Origin of the sequence: Methanosarcina flavescens (genome assembly GCF_001304615.2) — an archaeon.
GTDB classification, from domain to species: domain Archaea; phylum Halobacteriota; class Methanosarcinia; order Methanosarcinales; family Methanosarcinaceae; genus Methanosarcina; species Methanosarcina flavescens.
Window position 1 is genome coordinate 2,697,743 of sequence record NZ_CP032683.1, and the last position, 24,153, is coordinate 2,721,895.

The 24,153-nt window shown below is 39.8% G+C and carries 17 protein-coding genes; 12 read left to right on the forward strand and 5 right to left on the reverse strand.

Translation table 11 applies throughout. The features are described from left to right. The first annotated feature begins 6 nt into the window (after positions 1-6). Positions 7-2,871 carry a DNA gyrase subunit A gene (gyrA, locus tag AOB57_RS11830; protein WP_226999490.1) on the forward strand — a complete coding sequence of 955 codons (2,865 nt, stop codon included), beginning with the start codon at positions 7-9 and terminating at the stop codon, positions 2,869-2,871. Positions 2,872-3,271: 400 nt separating this feature from the next. Here the strand turns inward: gyrA and AOB57_RS11835 are convergent, their stop codons facing one another. Then, entirely contained in the window at positions 3,272-6,574 is a 3,303-nt protein-coding gene (locus AOB57_RS11835) for a Clp protease N-terminal domain-containing protein (protein ID WP_167829616.1), read from the reverse strand. A gap of 92 nt (positions 6,575-6,666) precedes the next feature. Next, positions 6,667-7,737 (reverse strand): metal-dependent hydrolase, encoded by a 1,071-nt coding sequence (locus tag AOB57_RS11840; RefSeq protein ID WP_054297650.1) that lies wholly within the window; start codon positions 7,735-7,737, stop codon positions 6,667-6,669. 308 nt (positions 7,738-8,045) lie between these two features. On the opposite strand from AOB57_RS11840, the gene AOB57_RS11845 reads away from it, so the two are divergent. Next, entirely contained in the window at positions 8,046-8,657 is a 612-nt protein-coding gene (locus AOB57_RS11845) for a superoxide dismutase (RefSeq protein ID WP_054297651.1), read from the forward strand. Between the two features lie 231 nt (positions 8,658-8,888). Here the strand turns inward: AOB57_RS11845 and AOB57_RS11850 are convergent, their stop codons facing one another. The 3 genes from AOB57_RS11850 to AOB57_RS11860 all read right to left on the reverse strand — a co-directional run bounded on the left by AOB57_RS11850 (position 8,889) and on the right by AOB57_RS11860 (position 12,574). Next, positions 8,889-10,070 (reverse strand): metal-dependent hydrolase, encoded by a 1,182-nt coding sequence (locus AOB57_RS11850; protein ID WP_054297652.1) that lies wholly within the window; start codon positions 10,068-10,070, stop codon positions 8,889-8,891. A gap of 280 nt (positions 10,071-10,350) precedes the next feature. Then, positions 10,351-11,403, reverse strand: a complete 1,053-nt coding sequence (locus AOB57_RS11855) for a metal-dependent hydrolase (protein WP_054297653.1) — start codon at positions 11,401-11,403, stop codon at positions 10,351-10,353. Between the two features lie 301 nt (positions 11,404-11,704). Then, a complete protein-coding gene (locus tag AOB57_RS11860) occupies positions 11,705-12,574 on the reverse strand; it encodes a dienelactone hydrolase family protein (RefSeq protein WP_082384030.1) in 870 nt (289 codons plus the stop codon). 774 nt (positions 12,575-13,348) lie between these two features. On the opposite strand from AOB57_RS11860, the gene AOB57_RS11870 reads away from it, so the two are divergent. From AOB57_RS11870 to AOB57_RS11915, 10 genes are all read left to right on the forward strand, one after another. Continuing rightward, on the forward strand, positions 13,349-14,413 hold the full coding sequence (locus AOB57_RS11870; protein ID WP_054297654.1) for a phosphatase PAP2 family protein: 1,065 nt from the start codon (positions 13,349-13,351) through the stop codon (positions 14,411-14,413). A 505-nt stretch (positions 14,414-14,918) separates the two neighbouring features. Next, complete coding sequence (gene pdxS / locus AOB57_RS11875; protein ID WP_054297655.1) at positions 14,919-15,815, forward strand: pyridoxal 5'-phosphate synthase lyase subunit PdxS; 897 nt, start codon at positions 14,919-14,921, stop codon at positions 15,813-15,815. A 355-nt stretch (positions 15,816-16,170) separates the two neighbouring features. After that, positions 16,171-16,770 (forward strand): pyridoxal 5'-phosphate synthase glutaminase subunit PdxT, encoded by a 600-nt coding sequence (gene pdxT / locus AOB57_RS11880; RefSeq protein WP_054297656.1) that lies wholly within the window; start codon positions 16,171-16,173, stop codon positions 16,768-16,770. A gap of 349 nt (positions 16,771-17,119) precedes the next feature. Next, positions 17,120-17,527, forward strand: coding sequence for a pyridoxamine 5'-phosphate oxidase family protein (locus tag AOB57_RS11885; protein ID WP_054297657.1), 408 nt, complete (start codon positions 17,120-17,122; stop codon positions 17,525-17,527). 222 nt (positions 17,528-17,749) lie between these two features. Beyond that, positions 17,750-18,262 (forward strand): pre-peptidase C-terminal domain-containing protein, encoded by a 513-nt coding sequence (locus AOB57_RS11890; protein ID WP_226999491.1) that lies wholly within the window; start codon positions 17,750-17,752, stop codon positions 18,260-18,262. Next, positions 18,222-18,986 carry a winged helix-turn-helix transcriptional regulator gene (locus tag AOB57_RS11895; RefSeq protein WP_054297659.1) on the forward strand — a complete coding sequence of 255 codons (765 nt, stop codon included), beginning with the start codon at positions 18,222-18,224 and terminating at the stop codon, positions 18,984-18,986. Before AOB57_RS11890 ends, AOB57_RS11895 begins: the two co-directional genes overlap by 41 nt. A gap of 645 nt (positions 18,987-19,631) precedes the next feature. Next, positions 19,632-20,384, forward strand: a complete 753-nt coding sequence (locus tag AOB57_RS11900) for a hypothetical protein (protein WP_054297660.1) — start codon at positions 19,632-19,634, stop codon at positions 20,382-20,384. 366 nt (positions 20,385-20,750) lie between these two features. Continuing rightward, entirely contained in the window at positions 20,751-21,752 is a 1,002-nt protein-coding gene (locus AOB57_RS11905) for an outer membrane lipoprotein-sorting protein (protein ID WP_054297662.1), read from the forward strand. Between the two features lie 110 nt (positions 21,753-21,862). Then, positions 21,863-22,900 (forward strand): cytochrome c biogenesis protein, encoded by a 1,038-nt coding sequence (locus tag AOB57_RS11910; RefSeq protein ID WP_054297663.1) that lies wholly within the window; start codon positions 21,863-21,865, stop codon positions 22,898-22,900. Between the two features lie 115 nt (positions 22,901-23,015). After that, the gene (locus AOB57_RS11915) at positions 23,016-23,687 is read left to right on the forward strand and encodes a YIP1 family protein (RefSeq protein ID WP_054297664.1); all 672 of its coding nucleotides are present in this window, start codon (positions 23,016-23,018) and stop codon (positions 23,685-23,687) included. The last annotated feature ends 466 nt before the right edge of the window (positions 23,688-24,153 follow it).

Sequence of the window (24,153 nt, forward strand, 5' to 3'; positions counted from 1 at the left end):
CTAAAAATGGCAAATGACCAAAAAGAGAACAAATCGGAATCTAAATCGGAATCTGAAATGAAAAAGTTTTATCAATCTACGCTTATCCCTGATGAGCAGGACGAAGAGCCGGAAGCAGAAGAACAGGAAACTGCACCCTACTCCATACCAGAGGAGCTGGATGAGAACGCTGAAATAACTCTACCAGACCCTGTACCTGAGGAGCCGAAAAACGGAGAGCCTGAGGACGAGGAGCCTGAACCCGAAAGGGTGGGAGTTACTTCCATCCTTATTGATGACGAGATGAAGCGCTCTTATATTAATTATGCGATGAGTGTCATTGTCGGAAGAGCTCTTCCCGATGCCCGCGACGGTTTAAAACCTGTCCATCGCAGGATTCTTTTTGCCATGAAGGAAGCAGGAATCACATACGACAAGCCATATAAAAAATCTGCCCGTGTGGTGGGAGACGTGCTTGGTAAATACCACCCGCACGGAGATTCTGCGGTTTATGACAGCATCGTGCGTATGGTTCAGGATTTCTCCCTCCGCTATCCTTTAATTGATGGGCAGGGAAACTTCGGGTCAATAGATGGTGATTCCGCTGCTGCCATGCGTTACACCGAAATCCGTATGGACAAGATAGCAGAGGAAATGCTGGCTGACATCGACAAAAAGACCGTACCTTTCAGACCCAATTATGATGGGTCACTGGAAGAGCCCGAAGTCCTTCCTGCAAAGCTTCCGAATCTCCTTATTAATGGATCCACGGGTATCGCAGTCGGGATGGCGACGAATATGGCTCCCCACAATTTAGGAGAGGTAATTGACGGAGCCCTGATGCTTATCGAAAACCCAGCCGCCACTGTTCCTGAACTCATGACTGTGGTCAAAGGGCCGGATTTCCCAACAGGGGCTAATATTATCGGGACCGCAGGCATAAAATCGGCATATATGACAGGGCGTGGCACTGTAAAGGTTCGGGCAGTTGCCGATATTCAGGAGTTAAAGAAAGACAGGCAGCAGATTATCGTAACCGAAATTCCCTACCAGGTAAACAAAGCCAAGATGATTGAAAACATTGCCCAGTTAGTTCGGGAAAAAACAATCGTTGGAATTTCAGACCTTCGGGACGAGTCTGATAGGGAAGGAATCAGGGTTGTTATCGAACTTTCCCGGGGCACGAATCCTAAAGTCGTTTTAAACCAGCTCTATAAACACACACAAATGGAAACCACTTTTGGGATAATTAACCTGGCTCTTGTTGATGGAAAGCCAAAGGAGTTGAACCTGAAAGAACTTCTTGAAATCTACCTGGAATACAGGATGGAGATTATCCAGAAGCGGACGCTTTATGACCTCAGAAAGAGCGAGGAGCGAGCCCATATCCTTGAAGGGCTGAAAATTGCCCTGGATAACATAGACGCCGTTGTTGCTCTTATAAAGGGCTCGGCAAACGCGGATGAAGCAAAGCGAGGTTTGATGGAGAATTTCGCCCTTGATGAGATACAGTCAAAAGCTATCCTTGATATGCGGTTACAGCGCCTGACAGGGCTTGAGACTCAAAAGGTCATTGAGGAACTTGAGAGCCTTAAGAAGCTGATTGGTGAACTGGAGAAAATTATTGAAAGAGATGAACTCAAGTACGAGATAATCAGGAATGAACTCCTGGAGCTAAGGGAAAAATATAGCGACGCCCGCAGGACAAAAATCGTACCTGCAACTGCTGAGGTCAGGGAAGAGGATCTCATTCATGAAGAAGAAGTTGTGGTCACGATTACGAACGGAGGCTATATAAAACGCCTGCCTCTCAGCACTTATACGATGCAGCGCCGTGGAGGGCGGGGTATAATCGGCATGGAGATGAAGGAAGAAGATTTTGTGGAAAATCTTTTCATTGCTTCAACCCACGATTATATCCTGTTCTTTACAAACCTGGGAAGGATCTACTGGCAGAAAGTCTATGAGATCCCGGAAGGTTCCCGCCAGTCCAGAGGCAAAGCCATAGTAAACCTCCTTGAACTCCAGGAAGGCGAAATGATCAATGCCATGATCCCGGTTAAGGAGTTTGACGAAAACCATTTCCTGCTTATGGCAACACGGGCAGGCATTATTAAAAAGACGTCTCTCTCCGAGTTCAGGAACCCGAGAAAAGCAGGCATAATCGCAGTCACCCTTGATGAAGGCGATGAGCTTGTGAAGGTTCTGCTGACCGACGGGAAAAAGGAAGTGGTCATGGTATCCAGAAAAGGCAAAGCCATCCGCTTCTCGGAAGAAGATGTCCGCCCTATGGGCAGAACTGCAAGAGGTGTCCGCGGTATGACCCTTGACGGCCCTGACGACGAAGTTGTCAGCGTGGATCTTGTTGACGAGAACGCAACTCTCCTGACCGTTACTGAAAATGGCTTTGGCAAAAGAACTGAGTACTCCCAGTATCCTCTGCACCGCCGCGGCGGAAAAGGTGTGAAAACGATAGTCACCAGCGCGAGAAATGGCCCGGTTTCGAGAGTTCGGTCCGTAGCTCAGGATGACGAGCTTATCTTCACCAGCGCAGATGGCATAATAATCCGCATCCCGGTCAAAGATATCTCAATCCAGGGTAGAAACACTCAGGGTGTAAGGCTCATTAACCTCAAATCCGGCGACACAGTCGCAGGCGTGGCAAGAATCCAGAATGGAAAAGCCGAAGAGGAACTGAAACTCAAAGCCACCAGAGCCCGGCAAGCCGCAGAAGCAGCCTCAGCCGGCAATGAAACCGATCCTCAGGAAGACGAAGACGAAGAAGACTTTGAAGAGCCTGAAGAGTTTGAAGACCTCGAAGCCGCCGACGAAGAAGCCGAAGAAACCGAAAACGTTGATGAAGACGAGACCGAAGAAGTTGAAGAAGACTGAATAACGCAAGCGGGTGAAGAGAAATAACTTTTCACTCAAACTGCTGCCGGAATAAAGATTTTTTTGGGGATTGATTTCCGGCGGCGGTGTTTTTGTCCGGAGGGGAGCCGGGCGGAGATTTATTTCTCGAGGTGGGCTTTTTAAAATTGATTTTTCTGAGACTGAGTACCGGAAGGTTTAGTTTTTAGAATTTTAGATTTATGAGTCGGTTTTAAAGGAAATGTGACTTAGAAAACAGGGTTGGTACCGCCTGCGGAGCAGGCGGCGGAGACCGAAAAGAAACAAAAACAAAAGATTCCAAAACAAAAAAGGGATCAAACATTAAACAATCATCGTTTCTTATCGTTGCTAGCAACATTGTCACGACTAAAAGCTAAGAGAAAATCAATGATTCTAAAATTTAAGCTAATTTCTCAAGTATATTCTCCTTTCCATGCCGGAGCAAATATGCCTTAATTGTATTGGCTAACTTTGGCGGAATGTCAGAGAGTCTGTTGATTCTATTTCCTGCTATCTTTTCTAGATCTTCTTTTAGTTCTGAGTAGGAGATATCTTGTAAGGAAATTGTAATTATATGTTTTGCACCAGTACCTAAATATTCAGCTCCTACAGAAATTTCAACTTCTTCTTTTATTCCGGGTTTCAGAGAAATGGTCACATAATCTATTTTGTCCTTGATGTCCTCTAGATCGCTCTTGATTTCATCCACTTTGCTCTCGGTACGCGTTGAAATATCTTTTACCTGCTCTATGTCCTTACTGACAGCGCCCAGCATTTCGTGTACTTGGTCAAACCTATAAAATCCAAGGTTTGCTCTTTTACGGTCTGAGTATTCGCAGAGCAAACTGTAAAAGTTAGATGAGAACTCCCTGTTTCGAATTATCTCTTGCCATGCATCGGGATCTCTTTCTCTCACAACTGCGTTGTGGAAAATCTCACACATTTGTTGCCCCTGTTTATCTCCATATTCACGGAAGATTTTACAGCCTTCTTTAACATTCTCTGCTGCTTCCCTGTAGGAGTCCTTATTAAAGCAATCAATAAGAGCCTGCAAGAGATGGATGTAAGCCGAGACTCTATCTTTAATAATCTTAATTTGTGTTCTGTCTCTGATTTCTCTAAGCTTTTCTACTGCAAGTTTCAACTCATCTTCTTCATTAATTGTGCTTTTTAAGGCGTTTTCCAGATGACACTCAAAGACAGCATAGTCATAATAGTCAAGAAATATACCTTCTTTTTCTATTTCTTTCCAATCAGATACAAGCTTACAAAAAATTGAAGGTTTAACTATTCTTGCTTGACAGAAATCTTTCATAAATTTATAAAAAACATTGTGTGAGATTTCATAGGCTTTATAGTATTCAAGAGCTGCATTAGATACCCCAATATCTTCCTCGAACTCAAACAAGCTAGCACGTATTTCATAAATTCGTGCCAGTAAAAGTTCTTTATACCTGATATCTCGATCTTTTATTTTTTCTTCAATATCGCCGAGACTTTTCTCCCACTCTTCGAGATACTTCTTTTCTCCGGTCTTGTAGAAGTTCTCTTTCAGTAGATTATTAAAGTTCAATAGTGAAATAGAATATGCCCATCCGTCTCCTAACTCTTCAAGAATTGAGATACTTTGCAAATACAATTCCTTTGATTTTTCAAAATTATCCTTGCTATTTATCCCCATCTCTGAAAGTGTTTTTCTTGCATTACCCTCGTTCATCAACGCACGAGCGTAATCTGCGCTTGTTTTGGTAAAAATTTCTCTAGCATTGCCGTAAAGATTGACAGAAGTTTCAAGATTTTCCCTGTTATCAATACCCATATCTGCAAGTCTTTGTCTTGCAGCACCCTCGTTCATCAATGCAAGAGCGTAAGATGCGCTTGTTTTGGTAAAAATTTCTCTAGCATCACCGTAAAGACTGATAGCAGTTTCAAGATTTTCTTTACTGTCAATTCCCATTAAAGCAAGTGTTTGTCTTGCAGAACCCTCGTTAGTAAGTGCATGCGCATAATCTATGCTTATTGGGGAAAGAATATTCCTAGAATCACAGCAAAGAGTGATAACAGTCTCAAGATTTTCTTTGATATTAGTTCCCGTCAATGCGAGTGTTTGTCTTGCAGATCCCTCAGCCACCAACGAACGAGCGTAATCTATACTTGTCTTGGGAAATGTTTCCCTAGCTTCCTTGTAGAAACGGATAGAGGTTTCAAGATTTTTCCTGCTATCAATGCCCATTTCAGCAAGTATTTGCCTCGCATTGCCCTCATTCATCAACGCACCAGCATAGGATGCACTTGTTTTGGGAAATATCCTCCTAGCATCGCAAGAAAGACGGACAGAAGCTTCGAGATTCTCCCTACTATCAATACCCATATCTGCAAGTTTTAGTCTTGCATTGCCTTCGTTCGTCAAAGAGGAAGCATACTCTGAACTTGTTTTGGGAAAAATCTCCCGACTATCTATGTAAAAACGGATAGCAGTTTCAAGATTTTCCTTGCTATCAATACCCATATCTGCAAGTCTTTGTCTTGCAGAGCCCTCGCTCATCAACGAGTGAGCATACTCTGTGCTTGTTTTGGTAACTATTTTCCTCGCTTCCCCATATAAATGTACAGCAGTTTCAAGATTTTCTCTATTGTCAATGCCCATTTCAGCAAGTATTTGTCTCGCATTACCCTCGTTAATTAATGAAAAAGCATAATCAACACTTGTTTTTGGGAAGTATTCCCTAGCATCACCAAAGATACGGACAGCAGTTTCAAGATTTTCCTTGCTGTCAATACCATTTTCAGCAAGTGCGTGTCTTGCAGTACCCTCGTTAAACAATAAACGCACATATTCAGTGCTTGTTTTGGGGAATATTTCCCTACCTTCCATGTAAAGACGGATAGCAGTTTCAAGGTTATTTATACTGTCAATACCCATTTCGGCGAGTTTTATCCTCGTGTTACCCTCTTTCATCAGTGTATCCGCGTAATTTATGCTTTTTTCGGGGAAATTTTTTCTAGCATTGTCATAAAGATGAATAGATGTTTCAAGATTTTCCTTACTGTCAATGCCCATTTCGGCAAGTTTTATTCGTGCATCACCCTCTTTTATCAGGACATCCGCATAACTCGTGCTTTTTTTGGGGAAATTTCCCTTAACATTCATATAAAAACGGATAGTAGTTTCAAGATTTTCCCTGCTATCAATGCCCATCTTAGAAAGTATTTGTATTGCAGTATATCCATTAACCAACGCAGCAGTATAATATCCACTCGTTATGGGAAATATTTCCATTGCGTCTCCACAAAGACGGATAGCAGTTTCAAGGTTTTCCCTGCTATCAATACCCATTTCTGCAAGCATAAGACAGACACCAGCATTATTCCCTAATGCACTTTTTAATCTTTCTTTATTATTTCCACAGAGAGAAATAAATAAACTATAATAAAATTTACTTAGAAGACAACTATTTATCTTATCGATTTCGTTTGAAGCCCTTTTCAAGAAAAATTGCCCTTTGTTTCCAAGAGTATTAACTAATCTGTCCATTTTTTGTGAACTAAATTGATGCGATATGTAAACAATTCGCGAAAATTCTTCTTTAGTAAAGCCAACTATTACATCAGCAGGAAGATCATAAATGGTTTTAGCAAACAATCTTTTGTCATTATTTGCTAAAGATGACTCAAACTGATGCAGGAAGGCTTCTTTCTCCATGTAAAATGATATATACTGATTATTTTTAAGTTTTGTCAAATAATTTGACAGAAAAATCTGGAAAATGTTAATTTTTTAAAATAAAATTTAAACTATTTTAAATCTTTATCAAACCAGTTCTCTTCCAACCTTTCCTCCCTCTCCCCCTGCCTATCGCTCGCATAAGCCTCATACTCTCCGCTTTCCCTATCAAAAACGAACCTGTAAACCTTCTTGAAATAAGCCCAGTACTTAACATACGGATTTCTGGCATCGCTCAGCGTGACAGTTACCGAGCCGTTTTCTTCCGAAACGCTGTAGACAGGATAATCGATTTCCTGGGGAAGGGCTGTGCTGTAGAGTTTTCCGGCTCTTTCGGCATAGGCAACGGCATCGGGAACGTCGCCGGTCACGTTAATTTTTTCGATATAATCACTTCTTTCGATGCCTGACCAGTAGCTCACTTCCATGATTTTGTAATGAGTGGCGTTATAAGGGTATGCGGTAATGAACTTCCCAAAGGATGAGGGGTAGGTATTCTGATAACTGATTTTTGCGCCTTCCGCGCTAGAAATATAATTCACAAGAAATAGTTTTGCCGCAGGCAGGACTGCAACAAGCCAGATTACAAGCACGACTGCGAGGGTTGTATAGAATTTGCTACGGTTGTTCGTGACAAAGGCACAGAAATTCTCGAATTTCCCGTTCCATTTTCCCCGGTTTTTCAGGTAGCTCACGAGTACTATAAAAACGGGCAGCAGGGGAATGAGGTTTGCCAACGGGTCGAAAAAGTGAACGGCTCCGAGGGTGGATGTTTCAGTGCTGAACGGATAAAAGGGGCGCATTTTCCAGCTTGTCGCGTAATCGAGATAAACGTGGGAAAGGATGGCTGCAAGCCCGGCAACTGTGAACAGGTGGTCTTTTGTTTTGAGCCAGATCAGAAGCGTTACAAGCAGGATGAAAAGGATGGAGTGCATGAATTCTCTGTGCCCGAAAAGGTAGAAAAGCTGGTTTCTAGCCTCGTGGCTTATACTGCCGGCGATGAGGGCAAATACCGCATATGGTATAAAATCCAGGTCCGGAAGAATTGACATGAAAGCTACTTCATTTCGCTTTTTTCCTTTGAAGCCGAGGGCAAGAGCGATCAGGAAGCCAATTCCCAGGTGGGAGAGTGTGTTTACCATTTTCTTTATCCCTTAGTTAAAGAAGATAACTGTGAAAATATATATTTTTAATTGAAAGGTTTGTAGAGGCAGAAGAAACCAAAAAGAAAAAAGATAGCATGAGCAGAAGATAGAATAAACAGAAGATAAAATAGCTAGTGTTCTTATAATATCCAGAGAGTTAATACTAATCCAGATAGGTTTCTACAAGAATCTTTCATAGTTTGTATCTTTTACCTTTAAATAGATGAGGCGTATAACTATATTCTGCATTGGAATTGCCATCTGGCGATTTAATATGTATTTGATCAGGAATAGGGGATAACAACATGGCTAAAGGGTTATACAAGTTACCAGATTTGAAATATGGCTATTCAGACCTTGAACCTTACATTTCCGAAGAACAGCTGCGCATTCACCACGACAAGCATCATCAGGCTTATGTGACCAATGCAAACTCACTTATAGAGATGATGGACAAGGCAAGGAAAGAGGGAACGGATTTTGATTATAAAGCCGCCGCAAAAGCTCTGACTTTCAATCTCAGCGGGCATGTCCTTCATGACTTTTTCTGGTGGGAGATGACCCCTGAGAGCAACTCAAGCAAAGAGCCGGTCGGCGAACTGTCTGAGATGATCAAGGACAACTTCGGAAGCTTTGACAGGTTTAAAAAGGAGTTTTCCCAGGTCGCATCAAGTGTTGAAGGTTCCGGATGGGCAGCCTTGACCTACTGTAAGGACACAGAAAGGCTCATGATTATGCAGATAGAGAAGCACAATGTAAATCTGGTGCCTGATTATCCGATTATCATGGACCTTGATGTATGGGAACATGCTTACTATATTGATTACAAGAACGATAGGGGCAAGTTCATAGAAGGATTCTGGAATATAATCAACTGGGAAGAAATAGACAAATACTTCATGAAAATAAGAAAATAATCGGAAAATCTAATCGAAAAATCTAATCGAAAAATCGTCTTTAAAATGTCTGTTCTATTCTGATTAAATTTTTTCCAATTACCTTTTTATTTTAAGGGTAATCGGAAATAAGGACTTTTTCTATCAAAAGCACGTTTATATTTATTTGAGCACTCAAAGAGCAGTTTCACTCAAAGAGCAGTTCCACTCAAAGCAGCTTCACTCGAAGCAGTTTATATTTATTTATTTGAGTTATTCAAAGTAGTTTTTATCGAGCTTCTTTTCCGGTCTTCCATAATGGCTCTCATATACCTCGTATTCTCCGCTCTCCCTATCAAAAACGAACCTGTAGACTGTATCGAAGTAAGGCCATTTGTCAACATACGGATTTCTGGCATCGCTCAAAACCACGGTTACTAGTCCGTTTTCTTCGGAGACTGAATACACGGGATAATCAATTGCCTGGGGTACTGAGGCACTGTAAAGTTTTCCTGCCCTTTCGACATACGTCTGGGCGTCAGGGACGCTGCCTGTTACAGAGACTTTTTCGACATAAAAGCTCTTCTCAATTCCTGACCAGTAGCTGACTTTTATCAGCTTGTAATGGGTATCACTGTACGGGTAGGCTGCAAGGAATTTGCCGATGGATATCGGATAAGTGTTCCTGTAGCTTATCTCGGTCCCTTCAGTATCGGAAACATGCCTGATCAGGAAGATTTTTGCAACCGGAAAAACCGCAGTCCAGAGCAGGAGAACCAGGATTACGGAGGCATAGAATTTCCTCTCGTTCCTGTTCACAAGACCATGGAACCTGTTTAACCCATTAAGCTTCCTGCTCCAGGTATCCCTGTCTTTAGTACTCCAAATGTTCCTGTTTTTAGTGCTCAGTCTATCCCCGTTTTTAATAATCCAGTTATTGCTGCTTATAATGTTCAGCCCGCCCCAGTTTCTAATACCTTGCCTGTTTCTATTTTTAACAAATTCTGAAGCCACTATAAACAGAGGCAGCAGCGGGAGAAGGTTTAGAATTGGGTCGAAGGGATAAATGGCTCTGAGGGCTGATTCCTCGGCACTGAACGGATAGAAGGGGCGCATTTTTGCACTTGTTGTATAATCGAGCAAAATATGAAGGAAAACAGCCTGCAACCCTCCGAAAGTATAGCGTCTGTCCTTAGTACTGAACCAGATCAGAAGTGCGACAAGGAAAGCAAAAAAAATCGAGTGTGTAAACTCCCTGTGGCCAAGCAGGTAGAATAGCTGGTTACGAGCCTCATGGCTTACACTGCCGCTGATAAGCGTAAATATCGAATATGTAAAGTAGTCAAGGTCTGGAAGTAAAGAAAGAAACAGTAAAACCAGTCTCTTCCTTCCTTTAAGGCCCAGAGCATAGGAAAGTAGCAGACCAACTCCAAGATGGGAAAGTGTATTTACCATAAATTTACCGTCTGTGTAAAGTTTTTAACCGAATTTTGATGTTTTGGATAGTATCTATATAATTTTTAATAATTCTTAACAGATCTTTACAGCCCTCTAACTGCGTATCTAAATCATGGATTTTAATGTTGTACTCCAAGCACTCTTTCTGATTTAGTCTGAGTAGTCTCTTTTTGATAGTCTGCTGAGAAGGCATCTATAATATTCGACTGATATTATATAAAAGAATTGATAAATAGTAATTCGATCAGGTGTAAAGGGAATGATAATACTGAGAAGTTCATCCATACCAGTTCCTGCCCAGCCTCTCCTCCCGGCCCCCATGCATACCTGCGTAGACTTCATACTCTGTATTGTTCCTGTCAAAAACAAACCTGTAAAACGACTTAAAATAAGCCAGTTCTTCAAGATACGGATTTCTTGCATCACTGAGGGTAACCGTTACCGTATCATTATCTTCCGAAACGCTGTAGACAGGATAATCGATTTCCTCAGTTACACCTCCCCTGTAAAGATTCTCCGCTCTTTTTATATAATCCTCAGAATCCGAGATGTTCCCCTCTACGGAAACCTTTTCAACATAGAAGCTTTCCTCGACCCCTGAGAGATAACCTACTTTGAGGACTTTATAATGTGTAGAGTTATATGAGTACGCTGTCAGGAACCTGTCCACGGATTCAGGATAGGTACTCTGGTAGCTTATCTCGGCTTCTTCGGTCCAGGAAATATGGTTGATCAGGAGAGCTTTTGAAATCGGCATGAAGGTTAGCCAGAAGAGTAACAGAAGAATTAGAGAGGCATAGAGCTTATCATCGATATTTGATATTAACGTGCAGAGACCTTTTATTTTCCCGTTGATTTTTTTCCCGTGGCTCAAACTTCCCATAATCACAATGAAGGGAGGCAGGAGAGGGAGCAAATTTAACAGAGGGTCAAAGAAATAAACGGCTCCCATAATAGACGTATCCGTACTGAACGGATAGAGAGGACGCATTTTCCAGCTTGTAACGTAGTCCAGGTAGGAATGGAAGAAAAGGGACTGGAGTCCTCCGACCGTAAAAAGCCAGTCTTTTGTCTTAAACCAGATAAAAAGTGTAACAAGGACAATGAAGAGTACGGAATGCATGAATTCCCTGTGACCAATCAGGTAGAAAAGCTGGTTTCTGGTCTCAGGACTCAGACTGATTTCGGTAAAGACAAATGTAGAGTACAGGATGTAATCCAGGTCAGGAAGCACGGATAATAAGACTACGGCTCTCAACTTGTCTCCTTTCAGGCCTAAAGCCAGACCTATGAGTAGACCCACTCCCATATGGGAAATTACGTTCACCATGATCTTATTCCTGCACGGATTTTTATAATAATAATATGTAAAATTAAAGATATATTATTTCTTTTTGAAAAAACGTGTGCGAGAGTTGTAAAGTCGTCTTTACTTTTGAGAATAATGGGAAGCAAAAGTTAGGTGTTAAAAGCAATTCCTCAGGGTTGCAGGTAGAACGAGAATCTGTTTTTATAAAAAAGGAGATGTTTGCCTCTCATTAAAAATAGAATTTGGTAACGAGAGGATAGTCCCTCTCAAATTACCATGTCGAATTATTGGTGTTTTTACAGCGTTGAATTGTTTGACGTTCTTACGGGCTCGAATTATTCAATGTTCTGTCAAAGAAGGTTATCATCTCCTCATATGCGTCCTGTGCAACAAAGCTTTCGGAAAGTTCTCCATCTTCTGTAATCATAAAACCGTGAGGTTCGCCCTGGTAAACCTTCAGCTCAAAATACTTATCAACTGCGTCCAGTTCACTGGCGTACCTGTAAATATCAGTAACATTGCTATACTGGTCCCTGGTGCCGTGTATTATAAGCATAGGCGCATCAAGCTGGTCTATCAGATCTGCCGGTATGTCGGGCTGGGTCTCAGTTCCGCCCATGTAAGGGAAACCATACCAGGCTACCCCTGATTCGAACTCTTCAATCTGGGGCAGGAAAAGCATGGTATACCTGCCGCCAGCACAGAAGCCCGTAAGACCCAATCTCTCGGTATCTACATCATCCCTTGTCTCAATGTAAGCTGTGCTGTTCCTGATAAGGGCTTCCACCTCTGCATCCGAAGGAGCTTCGGAGTGTGTCTGCCAGAAAGGAGCAATCACAAAATATCCGTCTTCAGCCATTCTGTCCACCATAGTCTGATAGCCGGGCTCGAACCCTCTGAATGAGTGAATCAGCACTATAGCCGGGTAATTCCCTTCTTCAGCCGGAACTGCTGTATAAGCCGGATAAACCTTAGACAAGCTTGTAATATTTACAATTTCAGTCTCTATCAGGGATGAATTATTTCTGGTCTCATTACAGTTATCCTGCGGTGAAGCCAGGTGCTTGCTCTCGGTATCATTGCAGACCTTTCCGGAAAAATCCGAAACCTCAGAATTGCAATAAGAGGCAGCCGCACCACCTGAAGCGCTAAGCAGGCTCGTTATGAGCAAGAATAAAACTAATTTGTTCATGGAATTTATTACCCCCAAAATTATATACACTGGGAAATATCCTGCAATTTGGATGTCCTTTCCCGGAATACTAGAGATTCCGGGAGGCTCTGGAAATCTGGTTTATGTATGAGCCTGACATACCTCATATAACAGGATAATTCCCAGATATATTAATAGAAAATTATATGCTAAGGGATATAAACATACAGATTATTATTTCCTTAAAAGAAAAACCCTGATGTTTCTTTTGTGTATTTCTGACATTTTTTAACATAGAATTTTGATTTATACTTCCGGAGATCTCCAGCGTATATTTCTGACATAACTTTGACTTCTGTATATGTATTATGCAAATCTTTTGTTCTCTTAATGGAATCCCGGAGTCCAGGCAAAATTAGTATACATATGAAAATAAATAGTAAAGTGTGGATTTGAGAAATATAAGTTTTTCCTTTGTGCTAACTGTATTCTTTAAATATCCTGATAAAGCGCTATGAAGCACGCTTCCTATTACCCCGATATTTACATCTCTTTTTATGGTAGCATTCCACATCGCAGGTGTTGAAAACATTGCAAGATGGGCAAAGACAGTCCCGGAAAAAGCCCGCTATACAGTATTGTGCCTGCAATGTTGAAACGGATTATCCAGTGCGGAAATAAATCAGTAAAATTAAAATAATTAACTGCCCTGAATCGATAAGAAATTTTATAGATTCCCTGATATCCGGCTTTACCCTGTCTTTTTGAGGAAAGCTGATACCACAGGCAATTACCTATCAGGAGACAGAACCTTTGTTCCAGACCGAGCCTATAATTTATCTGCAATCCCTAGGAAATGTGTGGTTTACCTGCCTGATGATCCTGATAACTAAAATGGGGTCGTCAGCCTTCTTAGCTGCCGTAATAATTTGCATCACTTTCGGGATTAGTTTCAGGAAAGGTTTTCTTCTGTTTCAGCTCTTAATCTGGACAGGGCTGATTACCGAGATTATTAAGGCAATAGTCGCTTTTCCAAGGCCGGATTTTGTAGATAATAGAGTGCTTAACCTTGAATCAGGAGTAAAGAGTACCTCGCCTTTTAGTGGGGATGGACCTGATGGTGTGTTCGTACTTCCAGATAAGGAAGTTCTTGAAGCGTTCCGTCATGATGAAGCACTTACACACTCGTGTTTTGGTTTTCCTTCAGGGCATGCTTCACTTACAACTGCACTCTGGGGAGGAAGCTATGCAATTTTCTGCAGCAGAATAATTAAAATCATGACTCCAATAATGGTATTGCTTGTAGCGTTTTCGAGGATGTACCTGGGAAGGCATTTCCTGGGAGATGTGCTGGGAGGAACGACATTAGGCTTAATTTTACTGACCGCTTTTATCCTATTTCTTAAAAGCCCTCTGAAAGATGAGTTTTTCAGGAAAGAGAACTTCGAACTTGCATTCAGGTGGCAGAATATCATTTTTTACTTCGTTATTTTAGTTCTCCTTCCTGCGCTTGCAGCTCTATCTCTGGTAAGTGCTAAAGCAGCAGGATTTTTCCTTGGCACAAATGTAGCATACATTCTGATTATACGAAAAGGGCTCCCTGATGATACTGGAAGTGCGGAACAGAGAGTTTTGAGGGTATTTATTGCCCTTCTGCTGTTCGGAGTCTCCTGCTTTGTTCTTGCTGTCGGATTTGATGCCATCGAAGCTGCAAGCTTTCTCAGCTTTAAACTCATAGAATTCCTGGAAGCTTTCGTCCCTGCATCTACAATATGGATATCTACAGTCGCCTGCATAAAACTCAACCTCTATAGAAGGGAGATTGCAGGCGCCCAGGAGAGTGAGTTGGACAGAAAATCACTGGAAAAGTCCGGCTGAAGTCTATAGAATTGAATAGGAAATATTGAATTATTCAGGGGTTACCGAGAAATTCTTCGAATCCTGTTTGCCCTATGTCCTGAGAAAACTTTATATCTTAGAATCAGTAGGAGATCATATATAGTATATGAAGACTGAAATCGTGTTAATAACCTTAAACTATAAACAAAAAACAGATTAAAAGGTTGCAGTAAGGCTCTGTAATGCACTTGCTAAAGAGGGGGGAACGAACCGTACAGGATTAAGAGAATTTTACTCTCGTGGAAAAAAGGGAAAGGTCGTATATCATTATAATTTAATTTGTTCTGTAGTTATTCACAAGGAATAACTTAAATAATGCTTTTAACTATTGAGCGTATTCACAATTCACCTGAGAAATAACTAACCGAAAATCGCAACCTGTTGGTTGCAACAATGGAAAAAAACCCGAGAGTCATTTCACCGTGGAAAGGGTTTCCCACGGCATAAGACTTATAATTATACCAAAACAGAGAGGAAGACATTCATGGACTTTGAAAAATTAAGACACGGAACCGAGCTTATTAAGCGGGGCTTTGCAAGAATGCAGAAAGGGGGTGTGATTATGGATGTTACAACTCCAGAGCAGGCCAGGGTCGCAGAAGAAGCCGGAGCAGTTGCTGTTATGGCTCTCCAGTCTGTTCCTGCCGACATCAGGAAAGCAGGCGGAGTTGCGCGTATGGCCGATCCTGAAGTAATCCAGCAGATAATTGATACGGTTACAATCCCTGTAATGGCAAAAGCCAGGATAGGTCACTTCGTAGAAGCAGAAATCCTGGAAGCTCTTGGTGTTGACATGGTGGACGAATCCGAGGTTCTGACCCCAGCCGACCCTTATTACCACATAGACAAAACGCAGTTTACCGTGCCTTTTGTCTGCGGAGCTCGAAACCTCGGAGAAGCCCTCCGGAGGATTAACGAAGGGGCAGCCATGATCCGGACGAAAGGGGAAGCCGGAACCGGAGATGTCAGCCAGGCAGTTAAACACATGAAGCAGATTCAGGGCGAGATCCGTGCACTTGCCGGGAAGACTAAAGAAGAACTGATTATGGTTGCAAGGGATATCGAAGCTCCTATCGAACTTGTAATCGAAACCGCAAAAATGCAGCGTCTGCCAGTTGTAAACTTTGCAGCCGGTGGAATTGCAACCCCTGCGGATGCGGCCCTTATGATGCGGCTTGGAGTAGACGGGGTCTTTGTTGGCTCAGGAATTTTCAAAGCTGAAAACCCTGAGAAAATGGCAAAAGCCGTTGTTGAAGCTGTAAATTACTTTGATAACCCTGCAAAACTTGCAGAAATCTCAAAAGGCGTGGGCGCTGGCATGAAAGGCATCAGCGCAAGCATGATTCCTGTTGAAGAAGCTCTTCAGGAACGTGGTTGGTAACGCAAACTTTTCGCAAACCTTTCAAAAAAACGCTTGCCCACAAACTTTTTCAAAAAAAGTTTGATCACAAGCCTTTTCAGAAAAGGCTTGACCGAAAACGTCTCGGAGGCGTGGTCAGCCGGCGCAACGGTTGTGTTTGAAAGCCTTATCCCCAAACCCTATCGGCGTGATCAACCGGCGCAACGGTTGCGCTTATGCAGACAATTTTAGAAGAATTCGCGTTTAGCTTCTTTCAAGAGGCTAAAATTTTATTTTTATATAAATTTATTCTTACAAGTTTGTAAGAATAAAACCAATATTATTTTTTACATTTTTGATTCAATAAATAGGATTAATTCTGAAAATGGTGTTTTTAATGAAAATTGGTGTAATCGCTATTCAGGGAGCGGTTTCTGAACACATTGATGCTTTAAGGAGAGCCCTTACAGAAAGAGGGGTTGAGGCTGAGGTAGTCGCTATTAAGCAAAAAGGAGTTGTTCCAGAATGCGGCGGAATTGTTATTCCTGGCGGGGAAAGTACCACGCTTTGCAGGATGCTTGCCCGTGAGGGAATTGCAGAGGAGATTAAGGACGCGGTTACAAGAGAAGTTCCGATTCTTGGGACCTGTGCAGGCTTGATTGTGCTTGCAAAGGAAGGTGACGAACAGGTTGAGAAAACCAGCCAGGAACTGCTCGGGATTATGGATACGAAGGTCAACAGGAATGCTTTTGGGCGTCAGAGAGATTCCTTCGAGGCCGAGTTTGAGGTGGAGATTCTTGATTCTCCTTTTACCGGCGTGTTTATAAGGGCTCCGAGAATCGTGAGCTGTGGGCCAGAAGTTCGTGTGCTTTCAAGGCTTGATGATCTGATTATTGCCGCAGAGCAGGAAAATGTGTTAGCTCTTGCTTTCCATCCTGAATTGACAGAAGATTTGCGGATTCACCAATACTTTCTGGATAAAGTGTTCGATTGTTAAAATCAGAAGGATTTCGAATTTTATTTCCGGCTCATTTTTTGTTCATTTTTATCATACTTTTATCTCATACTTGTTATCTAAATCCTCTATTCATTTTCTGTCTTTCTGAGTGCCTTTTTTCTTCCAGCTTTTTTCTTCCATTTTGCATCTATTTTATCATCTGTCTGGCATTCTCTTTATCTTCCATCCATCATCTTCTTTTTTCTTTGGTCTATATTCTTGCTGTATTTTTCCTTATAAGAAAAAAAGATAGAACACAACTTCTTGACCGCTTTATATTTGTTTCCTTCAAAGTTATATACGGTTTGAAGCCATATCATTAAAAACTGATTCAATGAAGGGTGAATAAATGGTAAAGTTAACTGATGAAATGAAGCAAGATTTTGCAAAGATGAAAATCTTTCCGTTTGCAACCGCATCTAAGGGTGGAGAACCGAACGTAATACCTATAGGAATGTGCAAATTGCAGGAAGATGGAGAAACAATCTGGATTACAGACAATTATTTCTTAAAAACCCGCAAGAACCTTGACGAAAATCCTAGAGGAGCAATTTATGTCTGGGGCCCGGAAATAGAGGGCTGTTACCAGATAAAAGGGGACATTGAGATCAAGACCGAGGGTGAAGATTACGAGAAAATGTACAAAATGGTCAAAGGCATAGGAGAGAGATTTCCTGCAAAAGCCCTTGCCGTTATGAAAATTACTGAAGTTTATGAGTGCAAAGCCTTCACAGAGCCAGGAAAGAGGCTTCTCTAAAAGCTTTTACAAGTCACATAAAAACTCACAATTTTTTTCTGACGCAGGGATGGAAAACGTCCTTGTAACTTTTCCTTTTTAAAAAATATTCTCAGTAAAGGGCATATTTATGTCTTTTTTCAGGCAATTCTTTTAGTTTCGTAGCAATATTTCATAAATATGTACATTGATTGTTTGAGAGTTTGCACAGAAACTATATATGTCTGGGTTTCTAATTAATTTTTGGGTGATAGTATGAAAACCTGGAAAATGTTGATTTTATGCATTATTATAGGATTGATGGCTGTTCCTGCGGCTTCAGCAGAGGAAGCATATGCGGAAAACTCTGATACTAAAGTTACTTTAGATTCTGCTGGATACGATTATGTTGTTAGTCCCTCAACAGAAAATTCTTCTGATACAGAGAATTCTATTTCTCTTCTACGGTCAACCCAATATATAACTCAGGGACAGACCATAACTCACAATGTAAACGTAGGTTCAGGAGTGAATTACCTTGAAGTGGATTTAAACTGGGGAGACACAAGCGATTCACTTACTCTTACCATTTACACCCCCTCTGGAAGCAAACTCGGAACTTACCGTGATAGTTCTGACGGAAGTACAAATGGCAGGATACATCTCAACATAGATCCCTCTCAGGGATACGTGCAACAGGGAACCTGGAAGTTCAATGTCTACGGAGAATCGGTTAGTGGAACCGAAGACTACACATTTAATGTTTACCAACATTAAGCTTGAAAAAAAGGTTATCTTCTTTTTACTATTTTTTCTTTTAACAACAACAGCTGAGGCTACAGAATATGTTGTAAGCTCAGCTCCAGGTGACCAAGCCGGAGCTTCAATTAAAGGAGAAAAGGTAGTAAAACTTGAGGATACCTTAATACCCTACTGGCAGTTTTTGCTCTGGCTGACTGCAATGCAAATTTTATCAATAATAGACGTCGTTCTGTACTTTACAAAGCTCATTTTTGTAATACTGGGATTTAAAATTGTAAATAAAGAAAACGTACTAGATAATCCTGATCGGTCTAGTATTTATACATATATTAAAACTAAACCGGGAGCATGCATCGGTGAAATTGTAGAAAAAACAGGCTTCGGCAGAGGAAGAGTAAGGCATCATATAACTATTCTAGAAGTTCAGAACAAAATTGAAGTCCATAAAGACAGTGGAAAGATTAGGTATTTCAAAAATAATTCCACTTATCATGAAGAGAGAAAAATTATTTCTGCCCTTCAAAACGTAACAAGTCAAAGAATAATTTCAGAAATACAAAATGGGAATTGTAATACGAACTCAGCTCTTGCACATGAAATCGGAGTTTCCAGAGCTACAATTAGCTGGTATATGAGAACTCTTAAAGAAGTGGAGCTCATAAATGAAGAAAGAGAAGGAAAAAACATTATTTATAGAGTAAACCCTACTTATGAAAACTTGATTGAAAAATATGGATAAAATAACCTTGAATCCAGTTTTAAAATAACGGCTATCAAAAAATTTCTGAAAAGTCTGCTTCAATCTCGCTACATCTTTTTTCTCTAGTCTACTTATTCTTAAACCCTGAGTCTATATAGTCTCAAGAATAAAAGCTGACTTTACCCATCTTGAGGTAAAAAGACATCAATAACAAAATTATAAAAATCAGAAGATCTCGTAAAGTCCAATTTTGCCGCAAAGAGATGTTATATCCTAAAGGGTATATAGATTATTCTTTTTAGTGAAAACCTGGTTACTAGCTGTAGACTTTAAACAATTGGCGTTAAACTGTTCTATATAGAACTTCCGGCCAAGCTCTCTAACTGTTTTTTGTAGCTCATTTTAGATCTGTAAAGATTCTCTTATCTCTGATAGTTAGAGAAATTGGCCGGAAAACTTATAAAGGATTATTTAATAACTGAGTAAGTGGGAATGTTGCAGGATTCAGTAGAGTTTGAGGGCAATGCTGAACCCTGCATACCCGAAGGCATGAAGTATATAACTTTCTAACTATTTTAAAGTTTGCTTCTTGCCTGCATACCCGAAGGCATGAAGTATATAACTTTCTAACTATTTTAAAGTTTGCTTCTTGCCTCTTGAATTAAAGTAAAGAGGTGAAATAAATTGAGATTAAATGACGAAGTTAGAAAAATTAGCGGGCTTTTCATGATAATGCTCGTTGTAGGTATGATACTGGTTACGCCTGCATTGGCATGCCCTCCTAATGTACAGACTGAGCAAGACAGTTCTAACACATTAACAGATTGTCCAGCTTGTTCGTTAAGTTCTGAGTATGCTAATTATTCAGATGCTAAAGTGGAAACCATAGAACTATCCGAAAAAGAACAGAAAAAAGCCACAGCAGAAGCATTATCAGATGAAAGTGTCTCAAAGTTGAGAGATGAATTGATAAAATTAGGGTATGTTTCCTCTATTGAAGAAATCTATACAATGAAGTCAACTACAACAACAGAAAATGAAACAGTAACAACTACAATTGTAACGATGCCATTTAATGGTACAAATAATGATTCAGCTGTTATCGTATTTGCTTCCAATGAACTTGGAAATGCTGCAATGGCAGGTGTAGCAAATAACGGTGAGCTAACAGTATTGCAGTACGATTCTGTCACGGATCAAGTACAAATAACGGGACTATCTTGTGATTTCTGCATGTGGGCTGTCGGTGAAATATGTGATCTCATTTCAGCTTACGGATGCAAACAAGTATGTACCATAATAGCTACAAGAATTCCACATCCAGCTTGGATAGCTTTCACAGGGGTTACTTGTTGGGCGCTATGTAGCTTTATTGTAAGTTATAAGGCATGCAATTGGGCAACTAGCGAAGTATGTGAAGGAGCGGGGCTATGTTAATGTTAAACCCTCTTTTTACTTTTTTTATTTTTTATGTGGCCTCATTAGCTACTCGCGTAATAATAATGACTTATTACCCACAATATACTTATTTTGCGCATGTGCTTTCTTCGCTTTTGATTTCCATTGGCATGGCTTTTTCGATTCCATTTATGAAACCAATTATTTCGCGTCTTCCAAAACTCAGTCCAAAAATGAATCGGTGGTTTAAAATGGGATTTGTTATTCTGGTTTTTATAACAACTTTTTTGATATCTTATTATAAATATATGCCTCAAAGTCAATAACGAAGGCATATAACCGATTATAATCGTTTAAATACTCATTAAAACTTAGCGAATAAAATTGAGCAAGAGAGGCCCTAAGATGTTAAAAGAACTCATAATTATGATTTTTCTCCTCAATATAATGGCAGGTGGATGCTTGGAAGATACAAACGATAAACCAACCGTTGAAGAAATAATGTATCATACACAGGATAAATATGAGTCTATTGACGTATTCAAGGCGACAATGATTTCTACAACAAATTTTCAAGGAGAAGAAGTAGCTCAAGAAATGGATTTTTTGTTTGAGAAACCAAACAAATATAAATGTGTTAATAAAGTCGAAAATTTCACAACAATCTCTAACGGTGAAGTTGTCTGGATGTACCATTCGGACAAGGATGAAGTAACAGTAGAAGATCTAGAAGATTCTAAAAGAATGCCAAGTTTCGATTATGGCATGATTTTTAAAGACTTAACCATAATCAATGATATGAGCTTGATTGGGGATGAAAAATTATCTGGTAAGTCTTGTTATGTAATTGAGGCTATACCAAAAAATAAGACTGCCATAATATCCCAGAATATATGGATAGATAAGGAAAGCTGGATTCCAATTAGAATCGATAGAGATTTTGGAGGTTATAAATCGAGGGTAGAATACATAAACATATCTGTAAACACCGATGTCAGTGATAATGAGTTTGAATTTATTCTACCAGCAGATGCGAAAATTGTAAAGCCAAATACATCGCTCCCAAACCAAATTAGCATGGAAGAAGCTCAGGAAAGTGCAAATTTTACAATATTGAAACCTTCTTATTCTGCTGGTTATCAATTCAATGGTGCTACAATTGGCGAATATGCGGATAGCGTCTCTTTATCTTATGCTAAAGGAAGAAGTCTTTTAACTATTGTTCAAACTCGGTCCAAGTATCCTGTACCAAATGCCGAAAATGTTACAATTGGAGAATTAAAAGGAGAAATTACAGAGACTTTTGGTAATAAAATGTTAAGGTATAACGATGGCAATATTTACGTCATAATTGCAGGCACAGTAAGTGAAGAAGAACTTGTAAAAATAGCCGAGTCCATGACGTGACCACTCATGGCAATTATTTCTACCATTTGATTGGAATATAAAAATATCAATGTATTAAAGTTGTATTTTTTAGTTCGAAACGAAAAAATATACACTTGTTAGGAATCTTTATGAAAAGCAGTTCTCACACAATAACTGTGCTAACCATTATTCATTTATCTCTTATTTTTATACCAGTAGTTGGTGCAGATCCGGTTACAATCCAGTATTTCCATCAAAAAGGTTGTCATGATTGTGAAATAACTGATCCTATTGTCAATCGAATAGAAGCTCAATATGAGAACATGGTTATAACAAGAATTGAAACCAGTACTGTTGATGGTTTCAACCGATGGAATAAATATGGTTTTCTTGAAGTCCCGGCTATTGTGATAAACAATGAAACAAAACTTCCCAAAGAAGAAATTACTGAAGAAAAGCTAAAAACTTTAATCGATGAATATCTTGCGGCAGAGGAAAATATTACTGAATATACTACAGAAGAGGCAACGAGAAAAGAACAGGAAAACGAGTATATAAACACAAACCTGAATTTGCCATTTGCTTATTCACTAGGTCTTTTTGCAGGTTTTTCACCCTGCCTGATGGCCATACTGGGATTTCTTTTAAGTTTTACTGCAGGGACGAGCAATAGTGCGAAAAGCGGTATGATACGTGCAACGGTGTTTGGATTGGGACTGGTAGGTTCTTACTTAGTATTGGGCCTGTGTTTGCTCTCATTCCAAAAATCAATTCCCGATTTGGAAAGCTTTTCTTTTGTTACAGGCATTGTTGTAATTCTTATCGGGTTAAACCTTCTGGGGATCTTAAAATCACCTGTCGTTCTGGATAATTATTTTCGAAGTTCTGCCAGGAAATATGCAGGTACTCTGGGTGGAGTTTTCTTTCTTGGGATACTGTTTTCGTTTGTAAAAGTTCCCTGCACTGCTCCAATGCTCCTTGTACTTCTCAACAAGACTATTACAAACGGGACTGTTAATGATCTGGCTCTATTGCTTGCTTTCAGCGCCGGAGTATTGACACCTTTTATTGGAGTTGGCATGATAGGAGGCTATACTCTATCTAAACAAATTCGTTCATACAGAATATACCTGAAAAAAATCAGTGGATTTGTGCTTATATTACTTGGTTTATGGATAATGTTTTAAATTATCCAGCAAAACACAAAATCATAAAGTTCGATCTATATAACTGAGTGATAATATAAAATTTATATAAATTGCATGACTTCAATTAAATAAAATTTGCAATGGTGTAAGAGATATGGATAATCTGAACTTAAATACTCTATTATTTGACCCAAATTCATTTTTCAGAGAAAAACTAGGAAATGAAGTTAGTCTTAAGTATCCTCTATTGATAATACTTGTGATGGCTGTATTAACAGTAAGTTCAAGTATTGTGGTTATGAATAACCTTCAAGATTCGTTTTCTTCTGGCATGGATTCATCTATGTCTTCTTCAGTAATGTCAAGTATCATTGGAGGCGTTGCCATCGGGGGTTTTATTGGAACATTTTTATATTGGGTTATACTGGCTGGAATCTTATATTCAATATCTTATGTGTTTAAATCGAAGGGTTCTTTCAAGAGAACGTTAGAATTTACAGGTTATGGTTTTGTGCCACAAGTATTCAGCAGTTTAGTAGGTTTAATTGTAATGTATATCATGTTATCTTCAACCGATTTATCATCACAGGACTCAATATTTATGGGCCAGGGTGTAGAGCAGATGTTCTCAAATAATCCTCTGTTTTATACATCACAAATAATTGGAATTTTATGTCTCTTACTGTCTGGCTATATATGGATATTTGCAATCTTGCATGCACGAAATATGTCATACAAAAACGCCGCTATTACTGTTGGTATTCCCATAGGTCTGGCCATTGTTATCCAGATATATTCTTTCCTGTTTACTTCCGGGAGCTTGTAATTCTGTAAAAAAAAGATCAGGAATGTTATATCAAATCTGAGAGGGCATACATCTCGAGCTGATTGAAATGCACACATAGTGGCAGATTCCTTGTAAAACCCCTCTCTATTATAGTGATCACTAATATATAAATGAAAATCCAAAGAAAAACCGAAATTAAATCCCTCTTATATTTTTTTTCAGAGGTTATATAATATTTTCGATTTTATCCTGATGATGAGAATGAAAAACCTTTACAATCTTTTTTTGAAAAACTTATCTTTTTTCTCCAATCTACTTATTTTTAAAACCCGAATCTATATAGTCCCAAGAATAAAAACTGACTTTACCCACCTTGCGGTAAAAAGATATAATGACAAAATTATAAAAATCAAAAGATCTCGTAAAGTCCGACATTGCCATAGAAAACTACAAACTCTCAAAAAACATACTAAACATTCTTTTTTAGCAAAAAGCCTGGTTACTG